Source organism: Paenibacillus sp. FSL R10-2788, assembly GCF_038003885.1.
GTDB lineage: Bacteria > Bacillota > Bacilli > Paenibacillales > Paenibacillaceae > Paenibacillus_AQ > Paenibacillus_AQ odorifer.
Map to the genome: position 1 here is coordinate 2,921,998 of NZ_JBBOQA010000001.1, position 16,332 is coordinate 2,938,329.

The following is a 16,332-nucleotide window of genomic DNA, read 5'->3' on the forward strand; positions in this document are numbered from 1 at the left end:
AAGTGAACTATTTCCAAGAGGAGGTGGCCTACAATGAAACTTGGAGTATTTATGGTCTTGTTTGGAGGTCGTAAGCTGGAGGATGCTCTTGATTATGTAGTATCCAAAGGGCTAAAGGCGGTAGAAATCGGTACGGGAGGCAATCCTGGCAACAGCCACTGCGACCCTAAAATGCTGCTGGAGAATGAAACAGCCTTACAAGAATTCAAACATGCTGTGGAATCTCGCGGACTTACAATCAGTGCTTTGAGCTGCCACGGTAACCCATTGCACCCGCAAAAAGAACTTGCTCAAAAGGATCATGAGGATTTCGTAAACTCGGTCAAATTGGCGCAGAAGCTAGGGGTTCCGGTTGTGAATACCTTCTCTGGATGTCCTGGAGATCATGAGGGTGCTAAATATCCGAACTGGCCTGTAGCTCCATGGCCAAATGATTATCAAGAAATTCTGGACTGGCAATGGGAGAACAAGGTTATTCCTTATTGGAAAGAATGGGGTGCCTTTGCCGCTCAGCACGATGTAAAGGTAGGTCTTGAGCTGCATGGCGGATTCTCTGTACACACACCAGGTACTTTGCTGCGGCTGAGAGAAGCAGCAGGTGAAGTGATCGGTGCGAACCTTGATCCGAGTCACATGTGGTGGCAAGGAATTGATCCTGTGCAAGCGATTCATATTTTGGGACGCCAAGGTGCAATCCATCACTTCCATGCGAAGGATACCGTTATTGATCCTGTGAATGTCAACATGCACGGATTAACTGATATGCAGTCGTATACCAAGATGCTTGACCGTGCTTGGCAGTTCCGTTCTGTCGGTTTTGGACATGATCTTAAGACTTGGGCTGACATTATTAGTGCACTTCGTTTGGTTGGGTATGACTATGTGGTTAGTATCGAGCATGAAGATGGGCTGATGTCTATTGAAGAAGGTTTCTCTAAAGCTGTAAGTAATCTTCAACAAGTATTGATTGAGGAGCCACTGACAGAAATGTGGTGGGTTTAAACGAAATGGAGAGCTTCACGAAAGTTAAATTAAATGATGAACAGCTGGATATTTTGGTGAAAGCGGTTTTCGGTTCAGAAACTGCAGTTAACCTTAGTTCAGAACTTACCGGAGGCTTTTTTAATACAGCCTATGATTTGGAACTTAGCACTGGGAAATCTGTCATTCTAAAGGTTGCCCCTGCTGTAGAGACAGATACGTTAAGTTACGAGAAGAACATTATGCGAACTGAAGTGGAAGCTCTCCGAATGGTTGCAGATAAGGGTGTCGTGCCCGTGCCTGCCGTCTACCATTATGATGAAAGTCTGCTGCTCATTCCTATTCCGTATTTCTTTATGGAGAAGGTGGAGGGCCAGCCCTACAGTGATGTGAAGGAGAGTCTTTCACTTCCGGAGAGAGATGCTATCGAAACTGAGCTGGGGCGTTACAATTGCATAATCAATGAGATACGCGGAGAACGTTTTGGCATTTTTGGAACGGATTCAGAGGAGCCAAGAGCCTCGTGGAGAGAGACCTTTTCATGCCTGATGGAAAGTGTACTTGCTGATGCCAAGAGGCTGAATGCACAGCTCCCTGCGTCCTATGAAGAGATTATGCAGGAGGTTTCCAAGTATCTCCCTGCATTAGATGCTGTAACCGAGCCACGACTGGTGCATTGGGATTTATGGAATGGGAATGTATTTGTGAAGGATGGAGTCATCGTATCGCTGATTGACTGGGAGAGAGCCCTGTGGGGTGATGTGCTGATGGAGTATTATTTTAGGCATTTTGAGAATTCTGCCAGTTTCTATAAGGGGTACGGAACAACCTACGACAGTCCAAACGAGATTCAGCGGAAGAAGCTTTATGATCTTTATCTTGATCTTATTCTTGCTATTGAATGTTATTCACGCAAATATGCAGACGAAGGTTATGTCCGTTGGACGCACGATAACTTGACTGAGGGTTGGAACCGTTTCAAAGGCAGCATTGAATGAAGGTTATAGGTGTGAAAAATGACGTGCGAAAGCACGTCATTTTCCTGTATCTAATTAGATTGGAGGATTACCATGCAGCCGTTAAAAATACCGAGAGAACATAAGCTTCAGATTACAGCCAGTATTCAAGAATATTTTGATACAGAGCTGTCCAGTGAAATTGGGCAATTAGCCAGCGAGAACCTTCTCGATTTTATGCTCAAAGAACTTTCGCCTTATATTTACAATCAAGCGTTGGCAGATGCACGAAAAATGATTGAGCAAAAGATGATATCTCTGGAAGAGGAAATGTATGCTCTCGAACAACCCTTATCCTCAGGCAGAAGATAATCCAAAAACACGATAAATTTTAACGCAGATTTATAACAGTTACGTCTGGATCAGTATCAGCTTCGTAATCTACACCTTCAGTCTCGAAGCCAAATAGCTGGAAGAATTCCTGTTTATAGCTATGCAGATCCGTTAGGTCGTAGATATTGTCTGAAGTAAGCTGGTCCCAGATTTCGATAACTTCTTGCTGGACTGCCGGAGACAATTCCCAATCATCTATACGGATACGGCCTTCTTCATCCACAGGAGTTCCTTTCGCTGCATAGAGATGTTCAGCAAACAACCGATAGGTCTGCTCAATACAACCTTCATGAAGACTGTGCTCTTTCATGACTTTGTAAAGGGCGGAAATATAGAGGGGTACTACAGGAATCGCCGAGCTGGACTGTGTGACAAGACCTTTTGTGACCGCTACATAAGCTCTACCGTGAGTAACAGATAACGCTTCGTTAAGTGTTCTCGCCGTAGCTTCAAGATGGTCTTTAGCAAGTCCAATGGTTCCCTGGCGATATACCGCTTGAGTAAGCTCTGATCCGATATACGAATAAGCAATAGTGGTTGCGTGATCTGCTAATACTCCGGCTTGCTGGAGTGCTTCTATCCATAGCTGCCAATCATCACCGCCCATCACCCGTACGGTATCATGAACTTCCTTATCGGTCGCGGGTTCAATGGAGATTTGACTTACCTCACCGGTGTGAAAATTTACAGTTTTGTTGGTAAAGGTGTCGCCAATAGGTTTGAGAACAGAGTTATACACTTCACCCGTCTCCGGATCTGTACGGCGCCCAGAAGCAACACTGTAGATGACCAAATCGACTTGTCCTAATTCGCTGCGGATCAGCTGAATCGTTTTTTCTTTGGTCTCTTTGGAGTATGCATCTCCGGTAACGCTGTAGGATTGCAGGCCTGCAGACTCCGCAAGTTGTTCGAAGGCTGCAGAATTGTACCACCCAGCAGAGGCTGTACGGGTTCCATTGCTGCTGCTCGGCCGATATACGCCTACTGTGCTGGCTCCAGCCCCAAAGGCGGCTGTAATCCGTGAGGCGAGGCCGTAGCCTGTGGATGCGCCAATGACTAGCACCTTCTGTGGTCCTTTGATCTCGGGTTGTGCCTTAATATACTCAATTTGCCGCTCGACTTGACGAGCGCAGCCTTGCGGATGTGCGGTTGTACATATAAAGCCACGTGTTCTAGGTTTTATGATCATAATAATAGTTTCCTCTCTTTCATGAAAAGCAGCTAATGATACGTGTTATTTCTAATTTTAACAATTTTCATTCCAATGGAGAAGGATTGTTTATCTTTCTTGTATCAAATACAATAAATCCTGGGCTTTTAAAAGGTTGGATTTTTGCATTTTTACTTAACTCTGTATGGTGGTGAAGTCTTGGAAAGTCAGACTAAAACAAAATTGACGGTTGAGCAGCAGGACATCCTGGTGGGTGCTGCTTTTGGAAGCCATGTGAAAATCATTCAAAGTACGGAATTGACGGGAGGTTATTTCAACGCAGCTTATGACCTTCTATTGTCAGATGGCAGGGCTACGATTCTTAAGATATCGCCATCTGATGAGACAGACACGCTAAGTTACGAGCACGATATCATGGCTACAGAGGTTGCGGCAATGCAGCTAATGAAGTCTAAAGGAACGGTACCTGTGCCTGAGGTATACGCTTATGATAACAGCAGAAATTTAATATCTAGTGACTTTTTTTTCATGGAGAAAATAATCGGCCAGCCCTATAATGAAATTAAGGAAGAGCTTAGTCCGCAGCAAAGAAGTTGTATTGAGGAAGAATTAGGTCGTTATAGCCGGATTATTAATGAGATTCAAGGGGATCATTTCGGATTATTTAATGTATCCTCGAAGATAAAGGGGACTTCTTGGCGGGAAACCTTTCAAAATTTAATTGGCAACCTCCTTGATGATGCTCGGCGATTAGATGCAAAGATGCCCATTCCTTTAGAAACGATTGAGGCGGAGATCAACAGCCGTATACATGTGATGGATGTGGTGACTGAGCCACGTTTAGTTCACTGGGATCTATGGGATGGGAATGTGTTTGTACGAGAGGGAAGCATTGTTGCTTTAATCGATTGGGAACGGGCGTTATGGGGCGATCACCTTATGGAATATTATTTTCGCTATATTGAGAATTCTGAGTATTTCTGTAGAGGTTATGGGGACAGCTTTGATAGCCCTAATGAATGTGCACGCAAAAAGCTCTACGACTTATATATCGATTTAATTTATTTCATTGAGTGTTATTCGCGTAAATACGATAGCCAAGGCCATTTCCAGTGGGCACATGATAATCTGCTGGAAGGTTGGGACCGTTTCATGGGTTAGGACATTTTCAGCAAGATCACAACATAAGAAGGTAAGGAGGCTGAGTAGGAGAAGGGAGAGGATTCACATGCTTGAGTGGCTAAGTGTACATATAGATATCGTAAGTTTGCTGTGGCTGTTGCCGATCCTATTTATGTTTCATGATTTTGAAGAAATATTAACGATTGAAGCATGGGGTGCAAAGTATAGAACCAAGTTAGAGGCTGCAATTCCTTCGTTTATGCGCAAGACATATCATTCGATGTTACAAATGACTACACGTAATTTTGCAATGGACGTATTATTCGTGTATATTTTTATAGTGACGGTAACTTGTATTGCAGTTTTCTTTTCTAATTATTTATTGTACCTGGCAGTGCTTGCGGTATTTTTCTTACATGTATTTACTCATCTAGGACAGACGATATATTTAAAGGTATATGCACCAGGGGTAGTTACAGCAGTACTAGTAGTTCTTCCCTATTCTCTTTATGCGTATTATCGACTATTGAATGACAACTTGGTATCCCTTGGAGATATCGGATGGTCTCTACTGTTAGTTCTTTTGCTGCTTCCGCCAATATTGTGGTTGTTAGTGAAGAATAGAGCTCGCATTAATCAGAACTAGTACATAAGGCTGCTGCTGGCCATATCTTTTTCAGAAAAATCTTGACTAGAACCCTTAGAACTAGATAAAATAATACTTATTGCTTACAACTTGGTGAGAATCATTATCATAATTGACGAGGAAATGAGAGGGTGACAAGATGGAGCGCCTTTTAGAGGTAAAAGATCTAGCGATATCATTCAAAACACACGGTGGAGAAGTACAAGCGATCCGTGGTGTTAGCTTCCATGTAGATAAAGGTGAAACTCTAGCGATTGTTGGGGAATCCGGTTCCGGTAAAAGTGTAACTTCACAAGCGGTAATGAAGCTAGTTCCAACGCCGCCAGGAGAATATAAACGTGGACAAATTTTATTTGATGGACAAGATTTGATCGGTAAGACTGAAAAGCAAATGCAGAAGATTCGTGGTAAAGAGATCGGTATGATTTTTCAGGATCCGATGACTTCCTTGAACCCGATGATGAAGGTCGGCAGACAAATAACTGAAGTACTGCACAAACATGAGAAAATCTCCAAAGAAGCTGCAAATAAACGTGGGATTGAGCTGCTTACGCTAGTAGGTATTCCTTCACCAGAGCGCCGCTTCAATCAATATCCACATGAGTTCAGTGGCGGTATGCGTCAACGTGTCGTTATCGCAATGGCACTTGCAGCAAACCCAAAGCTTCTGATTGCGGATGAGCCAACTACAGCGCTCGACGTAACCATTCAGGCACAGATTCTTGACCTGATGAAGGAATTACAGAAGAAGATTGATACGGCGATTATTTTTATCACCCATGATCTTGGTGTTGTAGCAAGAATGGCGGATCGTGTAGCGGTAATGTATGCCGGACAAATTGTTGAAATGGGAACTGCAGAAGAGATCTTCTACGATCCAAGACATCCTTACACTTGGGGATTACTTGCATCCATGCCAAGTCTTGAGAGCAAAGGTTCTTTGCTTACCGCGATTCCTGGTACACCTCCAGATTTGATCAAACCGCCTAAGGGTGATGCCTTCGCACTTCGCAGCACCTATGCTATGCAAATCGATATGGAGAAAGAGCCTCCAATGTATAAGGTTTCGGATACCCATATGGTGAAATCTTGGCTAATGCATCCGATGGCTCCTAAGGTGGAACCACCAACAGTTGTTAAGAATAGACAACGTGTGCTTAAGAACGCTTATCCAGAGCCTGTTTTAGTGCAAGAAGGCGCTAAGTAAGCAACTTGTTTTAACTAAATAATAAGAGGAAACGTTAGGCCATTTAGTTGGCTTAGCGTTTTTTTTATTTTCTAAAATGTTCACTATTATTTAAATAAGTATGAATTAATACGAACTTAATTAAATAAAAGGGTTGACTATTTATCGTTTTCATCTCAAAATGAAAAGGCATACATAGGGGGTATAACGATGAAGAAGATAATTATTACTACTTTACTTAGTGTTTCATTATTAGCTGTAACCGCATGCAACAACGACACGGCTAACTCTGGCAACACAAACAGCGGACCTGAGCCTGTTCAGCCTGTCTTTAAAAATGTTTCTGTACATGATCCATCCATTATTTTGGCTGATAATAAGTACTATGTGTTTGGCTCTCATTTGGCTTCTGCTAAATCCGACGACCTGATGTCCTGGACTCAATTGTCCTCTGGAGTTGTTGATGGAAACGTACTCATCCCGAATGTCAAAGAGGAATTAAAAGAGGCCTTAACCTGGGGAAAGACGGACACCTTATGGGCTCCGGATGTCATTCAATTGGCGGATGGCAAATATTATATGTATTACAACGCTTGTAAAGGCGATTCCCCATTATCAGCACTCGGTATAGCCGTGTCAGACCATATTGAAGGACCTTATAAGAACAAAGGGATCTTTCTGAAGTCCGGTATGGTGGGCGCAGGGGATGACGGAGAAACTTATGATGCCACACAAAAGCCGAATGTTGTAGATCCGGATGTGTTCTTTGATAAAGAAGGCAGATTGTGGATGGTGTATGGTTCTTATTCTGGTGGTATTTTTATTATGGAACTGGATACAAGCACAGGATTCCCACTGCCAGACCAAGGTTATGGCAAAAAGCTTCTAGGCGCAAATCATGCGCGGATAGAAGCTCCCTATATGCTGTACAGTCCTGAGACGGATTACTACTATCTGTTCTTATCCTACGGAGGTCTGGCTGCAGATGGTGGATATAACATCCGTGTAGCTCGCTCGAAGACACCTGATGGACCTTTTGAAGATTCTGAGGGCCAGGATATGATCCATTCACAGGGCACAGCTGGCGTATTGTTTGATGATCCTGCTTATGCTCCTTACGGAGTTAAACTCATGGGGAATTTCGAATTCCTGAATAATGACGATGAGCTCCCAGTAAGTGGGGAAGGATATGTATCACCAGGACATAACTCCGCATTTTACGATGAAGAGACTGGCAAGTATTATTTGATCTTCCATACACGGTTCCCGAATCGTGGTGAAAAGCATGAGGTTAGAGTACATCAAATGTTCATGAACGCTGATGGCTGGCCGGTGGTCGCACCACACCGTTATGGCGGCGAGACCATTGATAAATATACGAAAGAGCAAATCGCAGGCGAATACAAATATGTAAATCATAATAAAGAGATTACGGCTGATATCGTGCAATCAGAGCTAATTCAATTGACGAAGAGTGGTAAAATCAAAGGCGCGGTTAAGGGCAAGTGGAAGCTTATCGACGATCATACTGCAGAGTTAACGATAGGTGGTTCTAATTATAAGGGTGTGTTCCTGAAAGAGTGGAATGAAGCTACAGCCAGTAATGTTATGACGTTCACCGCGGTTTCTAATGAAGGGATCTCTATCTGGGGAAGTCATGTATCACCTTCGGAATAAGATAGTTTAAAAGGATTAACAGCAGAAGGGGTTTCAACTAGTCATGTGTAATGGCTAAGTTGAAACCCCTTTTATAATGTAAGATTAGTCTACGAACTTTCGGATCACAATAACAGCATTATGGCCGCCGAAGCCAAATGAATTGGAGATGCCTATTTCGAGATTAGCTTTTCGTGCATTGTTAGGTACGTAATCCAAATCACAGATGGAATCAGGCGTGTCCTGATTGATGGTAGGAGGAATGATTCCTTCTTGGATACTCTTAACTAACGCAATGGCTTCTAAGCCGCCAGCGGCCCCCAAAGCATGTCCAGTCATGGACTTATTAGCGGTTACGGGGATGTGGTACGCATGCTCGCCAAATAATTTTTTAATCGCTAGTGTTTCAGAGTGGTCTCCTACTACTGTACTTGTCGCGTGTGCGCTGATTACATCTACATTGTGAGGCTGGAGATTAGCTTCATTTAGCGCTAACTTCATAGCTTGATAGGCACCAATTCCCTCCGGATGAGTGGCAACCATATGATAAGCATCAGAGCTAGCACCATACCCGATCACTTCGCCGTGAATCTTGGCGTTTCTACGCTGAGCATGGGAGAGTGACTCTAGAATGACTATGCCGCCGCCTTCACCGATTACAAAGCCATCCCGTTCTCCATCGAAAGGACGACTCGCTTTCGTAGGCTCCTCATTTCGTGTAGATAAAGAGGTGGCATTCCCAAAGCTGGCCAGCGAGATGCCAGTAATAGCAGCTTCAGAACCCCCGGCTATAACGATGTCCGCACCGCCATAACGAATTAAACGGAAAGCCTCGCCAATCGCAGTATTGCCAATAGAACAAGCTGTTACTGGAGACATGGTCGGGCCGAGAGCTCCAAATTTAATGCTGATCATTGCCGCAGCCATATTGGAGATCATCATGGGAATTAAGGTAGGGCTAACTCGATCAGGACCACGATCCTTCAGGACCGTACCTTGATCCATCAAGGTCTGAATTCCTCCAACGCCAGATCCTACATAAACGCCAAGTCTCTCCTTGTCAATCTTATCAAGCTGGAGACCAGATTGTTTCCAAGCCTCTTCAGTAGCTGCGAGGGCAAACTGACTGAATCTGTCCATTCGGCGTGCCTCTTTACGGCCAAATCTGCCCTCTGCATCGAAATCACGTACTTCGCCAGCAATCCTCGTCTTAAAACCTGTTGTATCAAATGAAGTGATCGGGGATATACCCGACTCACCAGAAATTAGCCGATCCCAAAATTGCCCGATTGTATTCCCAAGTGGTGAGATTAAGCCCATGCCTGTAATCACTACGCGTTCCATAATGAACCTCCTCAGCTAGTGTATACTAGTATTTTTTCATTTTACTTATCCTATTACAAGTTATCGTTTATCCTAGTATAATTTGTACTATACTAAAGGAACAGGAATCCCAAAGTGGAGGTAGCTTATGGCTAATCAAACAAGATTACAAGCATTATCCGATTTTTTGAAAGCACGTCGTGCGGCCATTTCACCAAGCTCTGTAGGCTTGCCGGAAGGCACACGCAGAAGGACGCCAGGACTCCGCAGGGAAGAGGTTGCACAGCTTGCAGGGGTAAGCAGCACCTGGTATACGTGGCTTGAACAAGGCAGAGATATAAAAGTCTCGTCATCTGTTTTGGACTGTATTGCCACTGCACTTAGGCTGACTAAAGACGAGCGGAAGTATCTTTTTGCACTGGCTTTAGAAACTGGAACCGGCACCACACCCTATCCGCAAGATGAATCTTCTGTAATTAGTCCTTCGCTGCAGAAAATTTTACAGGAACTCAAATATTGTCCTACGATAATTTCTGATAGACGTTGCGGGATCGTCGGTTGGAATGATGCTGCCGCGCATGTTTTTCTTGATTTCTCAAAGCTGCCCATCGAAGAGCGGAATATGATCCGATTGTTATTTGTTCGTAAGGAGTTCAGACGCTTAGCGGTGAATTGGGAACAGTTCGTCAGCGGTTATCTTTCTATCTTCAGAGCGTATTACGGACAGTATGTAGAGGATCATTGGTATGATGAATTTATAGAGGAATTGAAAGAATTGCATCCGGCTTTTAATGAGATGTGGGAGCAAAGTCGGGTTAGTTCGGCCCCGGATGTGTTACTAGAATTCAGACATGCCAAGGCGGGGAAAATGTTATTTCATCTTACCTCTTTGCAGGTTCATGGCAGTGCCGATTTACGATGCAGCATCTATACTCCTGCGGGAGATTCGAATACTGAAACCAAGCTAAAGCAGCTTATGGAGCAGCATACAATAGAAGGATTAAGCTAGATTCACATAGAGAAGCATCCCTAGCTGAACTTTCAGCTAGAGATGCTTAATACTACACTATTAGAAATCTGATGTTGAAATTTCAATAGTTCCGAATGTGGTGCCAGCAGGAGTGCTTAAGAGTGCAGCTACCAAAAGGGCATGAACTGCAAGCGTAAGGCTATTGAACGCTGGAATCGTGTATGTGATAACTGGAGCATTCACACGAGTGATTACTAAATCTACTGGGAAGTTGGAGTTATTGTTCACAGTAACAGCAGCGTTAATACCACCTGCAAGGTTTTCATAATAAGATTTACCAATGACAGGGGCTAAATTGAAATATTGAATCGGTAATACGATGGCCATAGTAACGACCTCCTTTTCGTTTGATAGGATATTCTATGTTGAAAATCTATTAATGCTAGAGCGAATGCCATGGTGAATTAGCACTTTTTGATAGAAAAAACCGGGGATGTCCTATAGCCATTTAGAAAGTGGCTGGGACAACCCCGGTTTATTTTGGTACACTTATTCCGTTTTTTTTCGATAAATCAGATACAGTATCAATCCGAACAGCATGCCGACAAACGACATCGCGGAGATCGTTAAGTAAAGAGCTTTACCCCCAAAGGCATCATATAATGCCCCGCCAGCATAAGAAGCCAGGATACCTGATACACCGAAGAACAACAGTGCAAGTACGGTCTGGCCTGTAGCACGCCATTCCTCGGGTACAATACTGTACAGGTATTGAATAGCAGCCGAGTAGAACACAGGGAAGGTAAGAATTTGCAGAATCTGCAAATAGGCTAATAAGTGTGGATCAGTGATCCAAGCTGAAATAAAGAAACGAAGGAAATAGAAGCCTCCGGAAATCGATATGATGATCAGTTCTTTTCCTTTACGCAACCACCAGAAGCTTAATGCAAAGACAATGATTTCACTTATTGCCGCGAGGAAAAACGATTGGCCTACCAATTGAGGACTGCCACCAAGCTCACGAATATAAACTCCAATAAATGTATCGTTCATTCGTGCGGGTACAGAGCTAATAAATATGAGCACCAGAAACATCAATGTCTTTTTGTTGCCAAAAAAGTGCTTGAGACTATTCAGCGTGACCGGTTTACCTGTGACGGGGGCATCTGGCATGTTCCAGCTTACTATAAAGCTTATAAGGCAAATGGCAACAAACAGAAGAGCTATACCATGAGAGCCGAAAAAACCAAGCACATAGCCAGTAATCAAAGCCATTACACCATAACCAAGCGCACCATATGTACGGATAGAACCATAGCTAATTCCAGCCACCTCAGAGACTCGGAAATTCAAGCTTTCTGTCAGCGGATCAATGGGCATCAAGAAGAAATACAGCAGCATAGCAAAAAGAATGAGAACAGCATAACTGCTGGAATCGAACAAAAAGTATCCGGTCACCGCTGAGCATAACAGCAGAGCTAACAGCACTTTGCGGATGGTTTTTGTTTTATCACTAATCATCCCCCATAAAGGTTGAGCAATGATGGTAACAAAACCACCAGTTCCAATAATGAAGCCGATTTGCGATGGGCTTAGACCTTGTTCACTTAGATAGACTGGCAGAAAGGGAATAAACATGGCCAGCAGAGCAAAATACAAAAAGTTAAACCCTCGTAAAAGATTTGGTGCATTCATAAGTTTTTTTACCTCACGTGTTAGAAAATTTGTATAGAGTCAATTTTGCTATTGTATCATGGATAGTAAATGATTAGGATATAAATCTATTCGCGGAATTGCTCAAGATGACCCTAATCCTCTATAAATTTCTGGTCGTTATATGATAAACTGGTTACTATCAAAGCAAAATGCAAGGAGAAACGTTAATGATAAAGTTGGTATCATGGAATGTGAATGGCCTTCGGGCCTGTGTGAAAAAAGGGTTTGATGAATATTTTAAGGAAGTAGAAGCAGATATTTTCTGTGTTCAGGAGACAAAGCTGCAAGAAGGGCAGATTGTTCTGGAACAGGGTGAAGAATACAATCAATATTGGAATTATGCAGTGAAAAAAGGGTATTCAGGCACAGCTATATTCACCAAAATCAAGCCGATCTCTGCGAGATACGGAATGGAAGAGGATGAAGAAGCGGAAGGCCGGATTATTACGCTGGAGTTCGAACATTTTTATCTAGTGAATGTGTATACACCAAATGCCAAACGAGATCTGGCTAGATTGGATTACAGAATGGAATGGGAGGACCGCTTCCGCAATTACCTTCTGGAACTGGACAAGCTAAAACCAGTCGTTGTATGCGGCGATATGAACGTAGCCCATCAGGATATTGATATCAAAAATGCTAAAGCTAACCGCGGAAACTCTGGCTTTACCGATGAAGAAAGAGGAAAAATGAGTACGCTGCTGGAGTCCGGCTTCATAGATACCTTTAGATATTTTCATCCAGAGCTTGAAGGCGTTTATTCATGGTGGTCTTATATGCCGAAGGTGAGAGAACGGAATGTAGGCTGGCGGATTGATTATTTCCTAGCTTCTTCTAGACTTGCACCTAATCTGCTGGATGCCCAAATTGATTGCCACATTATGGGGAGCGATCATTGCCCGGTCATCCTCAAGCTTGCTGATTTCACTGACTAGGATCGAATATTTAAAAGGCCGCTAAGTCTCTTTAAAGGAGGAAGCGGCCTTTTTTATTCATTAAGAATTATAGTCTGCCAATGATCTCAGGGAATTCAGTCGGTCCCATATTCACATTAAACTTTTGTTTAAGAATTAGCTGCTTCTCTAGTAAGATTATTTCAAGAGTTATGCAAAAAGGCATTTCAATAAACAATAAAGTGAGCTGTAGCTGATCATCAGCAACCCAAGTAAAGCTGGACATGATTCGGTTCAAGGAAGCATCAATGACCTGTGCGAAGCTTTCGAGCCATTTCCCTCGACCAAGACAGATCACAGAATCCTCTCCAGTCTTAAATTGTAAAGTAACTGCAGCTTCGTTGTTATTGAAAGAGATAGAGAAGGTGTCCAAGGCAAATTGGTTGTCATCGAGCTTATAGGTTAAGCTGTTTATTCGTTCTTCTTGTGATGAAGATGGCTGCAGTTGTGGCGGTTGGATAGATAAATACTTTAATTGTTCAACCAAGTGGGCAGAAGCAGCAGGCTCTAATGGCAAGGGTGCTTGCTCCATCGCGGGAAGCAGATGTTCCCACACAGCATTCAACATTCCTTGTATACTGTCTGATGCAGCAGTAGTAATAATTACGGCATCTTGCTCCGGAAGCACGACACAGAGTTGACCGAAGGCGCCATCTGCCCGGTAGGCACCGTGCTGGCATTGCCAGAACTGATACCCATATCCCATTGCCCAGTCATGATCGCCTTCGCCATTGGAAATATGTTTGGAAGTAGCCTCATTAATCCACTTTTCAGGCAGAACCCGTTGATTATTCCAGATTCCTTTTTGTAAGTATAGCTGGCCGAATTTAGCGATATCCTCGGTTGTAATGTTTAAGCCAAATCCCCCTGTGTTAATTCCGCGTGGACAAGACTCCCACGTTGCGCCGTGAATGCCCAGAGGAACGAAGAGGCGTGGTTCTAAATATTCTAGCAGTGTTTGGCCAGTAACCCGTTGAAGGATCGCGGCCAGCATGTAAGTAGCACCGGTATTATATAGGAAATGTGTACCTGGTTGTTTCTCGACCGGGACGGAGAAGAAAGCCTTCACCCAATTCCCGTCTGCACTTTTGCGAAGTGTGTCCATAGTATCCACGACATGCCCGGTACCCATCATCAATAGATGTCTGATTGTCATATTGGTTAGATTGTCTGTGATTGGATCAGGAGCATCTTCAGGGAAAAAGGATAGGACAGAATCATCAAAGGTGACGAGTTTCTCTGTAACAGCAAACCCGATTGCGGTTGAGGTGAAACTTTTGCTAAGTGAAAATAACATATGCGGAAGATCGGACCTGTAAGGGGCCCACCAGCCTTCAGAGACCACATAACCATGTCGAAGTAGCATAAAGCTGTGCAGGCCTAAATTTTGTTCCTCTACTGCACTAATAAAGCTGGATATTGCGGTTGATGAAATGCCCTGTTCTTCTGGAAGACTTCTAGATAACCGCAAGCTGCTTGTAGTTTCCATACGCTCATCTCCTAAATTTTGAGAATGCTCACCTCCTAATTCTATAATAATTTCCAATGTTAAAATACCCTTTAAAAAATAACTAGTTTAGCTTTCTACAGGGCTGTTGCTGGATACATCAGATTGGAGCCGTTTCTCTGGCCAAGAAATAACATGAGAAGTTTGACTTAGTTTCTCATATATTAGCTGAGTTTCTTTTTTGAATATACTAATGACTAAATGAATAAAGAAAGCCAAGTCTATCAATAGAACAAACAGATGAATAAGCATATTCCATACGGAGGAAAGATGCCCTAGAAGGGCGGAATCAAGCAAAAGAGAGTGAATCCCAAGCAGCAACCAATATAGCAGGCCATATCTGAGCATCAGAGCCCAGAAAAAAGCATGATTCCCGCTGCTCTTCACCCGAATCCGCACCATCCATTTCCCTAAGGTCCGTCCGCCCGTGAGAGCCGGAACAAGCATGAAGTAAATACCAGTTACAATCCAGAAGGCAGCTTTTATATCGAATCCGAAGAGTACCCCAAACCCGATGCTCCACACCATACTATCGATTAGAAAAGCTATTCCTCTGCGGGTATAGGAGACTCTTTTGGCAGAGCGGTTAATGTTTGTATCCAGTTGTTCTATACGTGGCAATAGCCCGGAGATCCAAATGGAAATTCGAAATCCAAAGATTCCTCCGATTGTGTTGGTAATGAGATCATCGACATCAAAAAGACGGTAAGGATGATCGAAGAAACCGTAAATCCCTGTAATCTGCGTGATCTCAAAGGACAGGGAAAAGGCAAAGGATAGTAGAATGCACACGACCCAGCGTGTACGAAAATAATAGCCCAGAAACATTCCAAACGGTACGGTCAATGCAACGTTAAAAATGACCTGTAAAAATGCAGGCTCACGCAGTAATGACCAGTAGGTAGAGATTTGATCAGGGATGATCGTCGATCCATCCACAATATCCTGAATAAATTGAAGGGGAATGAATTGGACGATACTCCCAGAAGGTGCAGCATTGTGCCGGGAGGATGGAAAAGGAAGCAAGACTAGAAAATAAGCGTTCATCAGATAGAGCAGCAGCAGATATAGGATTAAAGCTCTAAGCTTATGTATATAGCCATGTCTGCGGTATTGTACGATAAGAAAAGGAAGTGTGAAGAACAGCGCTGCTATTGGAAACATCATGAACGCATACGAAATTGGAAAAAAGTACGAATGAAACATAAGTCACCTGCCGTGGAATTGTTTTTATAAGAAATTTGACTCTACTTGGAAATTAGCTATCCCCGGCTCATTATAAGTTTTTATGATAGGGAACTCAACTAATTTATCGAACGTTTCCGGCATACATATGTCTATGAAGGAGCGTGAAGTGGATGGAGAAAAAGGTTCAGCAGTATTATCGGCTCAAGCAAAAGCAAAAAGATATTGAAAAAGAATTGGCCGAGCTTCGTCAGGATATTTTAAATTATTGTAGTGAGCAGGAAACCACCGAGACTGAAATTGGCAGCTATAAAGTGAAGCTGGTCGTGCAAAACCGCAAAGAATATGATGATGCAAAGTTATATGAGACCTTATCGGACCCTGAAGTGTGGCGTTTGCTCTCCAAATCAGATCCGGCAAAGGTGGCAAGCTTGACCAAGTTGAATGTAATTTCAGAGGATAAAATCATGCATACTTATGCTTTGAAGACCGTAACACTGCTACAGGTGGATAAAAAATAGTGATTCAAGTGAGCGGTTCCTTGTGGGAGCCGCTTTATTTGGCTGA

The 16,332-nt window shown here is 43.3% G+C and carries 16 protein-coding genes; 10 read left to right on the plus strand and 6 right to left on the minus strand.

The window, feature by feature from the left end; genetic code table 11:
* Positions 1-33: 33 nt before the first annotated feature.
* The 3 genes from NSQ50_RS12840 (at position 34) to NSQ50_RS12850 (ending at position 2,309) form a co-directional block, all read left to right on the plus strand.
* Complete coding sequence (locus NSQ50_RS12840; RefSeq protein WP_076101695.1) at positions 34-1,002, plus strand: sugar phosphate isomerase/epimerase family protein; 969 nt, start codon at positions 34-36, stop codon at positions 1,000-1,002.
* Positions 990-1,979: a phosphotransferase family protein gene (locus tag NSQ50_RS12845; RefSeq protein ID WP_256717088.1), complete on the plus strand. Its 990-nt coding sequence runs from the start codon at positions 990-992 to the stop codon at positions 1,977-1,979. Before NSQ50_RS12840 ends, NSQ50_RS12845 begins: the two co-directional genes overlap by 13 nt.
* A 72-nt stretch (positions 1,980-2,051) precedes the next feature.
* Complete coding sequence (locus NSQ50_RS12850; protein ID WP_036686326.1) at positions 2,052-2,309, plus strand: DUF2164 domain-containing protein; 258 nt, start codon at positions 2,052-2,054, stop codon at positions 2,307-2,309.
* A 19-nt stretch (positions 2,310-2,328) separates the two neighbouring features.
* Here NSQ50_RS12850 and fabV read toward each other — a convergent pair whose 3' ends face one another.
* Entirely contained in the window at positions 2,329-3,519 is a 1,191-nt protein-coding gene (gene fabV, locus NSQ50_RS12855) for an enoyl-ACP reductase FabV (protein WP_036686328.1), read from the minus strand.
* A 180-nt stretch (positions 3,520-3,699) separates the two neighbouring features.
* Here fabV and NSQ50_RS12860 point away from each other — a divergent pair, with 180 nt between their 5' ends.
* The 4 genes from NSQ50_RS12860 (at position 3,700) to NSQ50_RS12875 (ending at position 8,132) form a co-directional block, all read left to right on the plus strand.
* Positions 3,700-4,662, plus strand: coding sequence for a phosphotransferase family protein (locus NSQ50_RS12860; protein WP_052096993.1), 963 nt, complete (start codon positions 3,700-3,702; stop codon positions 4,660-4,662).
* Between the two features lie 67 nt (positions 4,663-4,729).
* Entirely contained in the window at positions 4,730-5,269 is a 540-nt protein-coding gene (locus NSQ50_RS12865; RefSeq protein WP_076101698.1) for an HXXEE domain-containing protein, read from the plus strand.
* Positions 5,270-5,408: 139 nt separating this feature from the next.
* Positions 5,409-6,476, plus strand: a complete 1,068-nt coding sequence (locus NSQ50_RS12870) for an ABC transporter ATP-binding protein (RefSeq protein WP_036686331.1) — start codon at positions 5,409-5,411, stop codon at positions 6,474-6,476.
* A gap of 183 nt (positions 6,477-6,659) precedes the next feature.
* Positions 6,660-8,132 carry a family 43 glycosylhydrolase gene (locus NSQ50_RS12875; protein WP_370510598.1) on the plus strand — a complete coding sequence of 491 codons (1,473 nt, stop codon included), beginning with the start codon at positions 6,660-6,662 and terminating at the stop codon, positions 8,130-8,132.
* Positions 8,133-8,216: 84 nt separating this feature from the next.
* Here NSQ50_RS12875 and fabF read toward each other — a convergent pair whose 3' ends face one another.
* The gene (fabF, locus tag NSQ50_RS12880) at positions 8,217-9,455 is read right to left on the minus strand and encodes a beta-ketoacyl-ACP synthase II (protein ID WP_076101699.1); all 1,239 of its coding nucleotides are present in this window, start codon (positions 9,453-9,455) and stop codon (positions 8,217-8,219) included.
* Positions 9,456-9,582: 127 nt separating this feature from the next.
* Here fabF and NSQ50_RS12885 point away from each other — a divergent pair, with 127 nt between their 5' ends.
* On the plus strand, positions 9,583-10,443 hold the full coding sequence (locus NSQ50_RS12885; protein WP_036686336.1) for a helix-turn-helix transcriptional regulator: 861 nt from the start codon (positions 9,583-9,585) through the stop codon (positions 10,441-10,443).
* A 60-nt stretch (positions 10,444-10,503) separates the two neighbouring features.
* Here NSQ50_RS12885 and NSQ50_RS12890 read toward each other — a convergent pair whose 3' ends face one another.
* Both NSQ50_RS12890 and NSQ50_RS12895 read right to left on the minus strand, forming a co-directional pair.
* Positions 10,504-10,791, minus strand: coding sequence for a hypothetical protein (locus NSQ50_RS12890; RefSeq protein ID WP_036686338.1), 288 nt, complete (start codon positions 10,789-10,791; stop codon positions 10,504-10,506).
* Positions 10,792-10,953: 162 nt separating this feature from the next.
* Positions 10,954-12,099 carry an MFS transporter gene (locus NSQ50_RS12895; RefSeq protein WP_076101700.1) on the minus strand — a complete coding sequence of 382 codons (1,146 nt, stop codon included), beginning with the start codon at positions 12,097-12,099 and terminating at the stop codon, positions 10,954-10,956.
* 191 nt (positions 12,100-12,290) lie between these two features.
* Here NSQ50_RS12895 and NSQ50_RS12900 point away from each other — a divergent pair, with 191 nt between their 5' ends.
* Positions 12,291-13,055: an exodeoxyribonuclease III gene (locus NSQ50_RS12900; RefSeq protein WP_036686601.1), complete on the plus strand. Its 765-nt coding sequence runs from the start codon at positions 12,291-12,293 to the stop codon at positions 13,053-13,055.
* 67 nt (positions 13,056-13,122) lie between these two features.
* Here NSQ50_RS12900 and NSQ50_RS12905 read toward each other — a convergent pair whose 3' ends face one another.
* Positions 13,123-14,562, minus strand: a complete 1,440-nt coding sequence (locus tag NSQ50_RS12905) for a serine hydrolase domain-containing protein (RefSeq protein WP_076224751.1) — start codon at positions 14,560-14,562, stop codon at positions 13,123-13,125.
* 87 nt (positions 14,563-14,649) lie between these two features.
* On the minus strand, positions 14,650-15,747 hold the full coding sequence (locus tag NSQ50_RS12910; protein ID WP_244886475.1) for a VanZ family protein: 1,098 nt from the start codon (positions 15,745-15,747) through the stop codon (positions 14,650-14,652).
* A gap of 191 nt (positions 15,748-15,938) precedes the next feature.
* On the opposite strand from NSQ50_RS12910, the gene NSQ50_RS12915 reads away from it, so the two are divergent.
* The gene (locus NSQ50_RS12915) at positions 15,939-16,286 is read left to right on the plus strand and encodes a hypothetical protein (RefSeq protein WP_038570468.1); all 348 of its coding nucleotides are present in this window, start codon (positions 15,939-15,941) and stop codon (positions 16,284-16,286) included.
* Positions 16,287-16,332 lie beyond the last annotated feature (46 nt).

What these genes read in the sequence shown, in the direction of transcription:
- NSQ50_RS12840 (WP_076101695.1), top strand. Translation starts at nt 34, where the DNA reads ATGAAACTTGGAGTATTTATGGTCTTGTTTGGAGGTCGTAAGCTGGAG.
- NSQ50_RS12850 (WP_036686326.1), top strand. Translation starts at nt 2,052, where the DNA reads ATGCAGCCGTTAAAAATACCGAGAGAACATAAGCTTCAGATTACAGCC.
- fabV (WP_036686328.1), bottom strand. Translation starts at nt 3,519, where the DNA reads ATGATCATAAAACCTAGAACACGTGGCTTTATATGTACAACCGCACAT.
- NSQ50_RS12865 (WP_076101698.1), top strand. Translation starts at nt 4,730, where the DNA reads ATGCTTGAGTGGCTAAGTGTACATATAGATATCGTAAGTTTGCTGTGG.
- NSQ50_RS12870 (WP_036686331.1), top strand. Translation starts at nt 5,409, where the DNA reads ATGGAGCGCCTTTTAGAGGTAAAAGATCTAGCGATATCATTCAAAACA.
- fabF (WP_076101699.1), bottom strand. Translation starts at nt 9,455, where the DNA reads ATGGAACGCGTAGTGATTACAGGCATGGGCTTAATCTCACCACTTGGG.
- NSQ50_RS12885 (WP_036686336.1), top strand. Translation starts at nt 9,583, where the DNA reads ATGGCTAATCAAACAAGATTACAAGCATTATCCGATTTTTTGAAAGCA.
- NSQ50_RS12890 (WP_036686338.1), bottom strand. Translation starts at nt 10,791, where the DNA reads ATGGCCATCGTATTACCGATTCAATATTTCAATTTAGCCCCTGTCATT.
- NSQ50_RS12895 (WP_076101700.1), bottom strand. Translation starts at nt 12,099, where the DNA reads ATGAATGCACCAAATCTTTTACGAGGGTTTAACTTTTTGTATTTTGCT.
- NSQ50_RS12905 (WP_076224751.1), bottom strand. Translation starts at nt 14,562, where the DNA reads ATGGAAACTACAAGCAGCTTGCGGTTATCTAGAAGTCTTCCAGAAGAA.
- NSQ50_RS12910 (WP_244886475.1), bottom strand. Translation starts at nt 15,747, where the DNA reads ATGATGTTTCCAATAGCAGCGCTGTTCTTCACACTTCCTTTTCTTATC.
- NSQ50_RS12915 (WP_038570468.1), top strand. Translation starts at nt 15,939, where the DNA reads ATGGAGAAAAAGGTTCAGCAGTATTATCGGCTCAAGCAAAAGCAAAAA.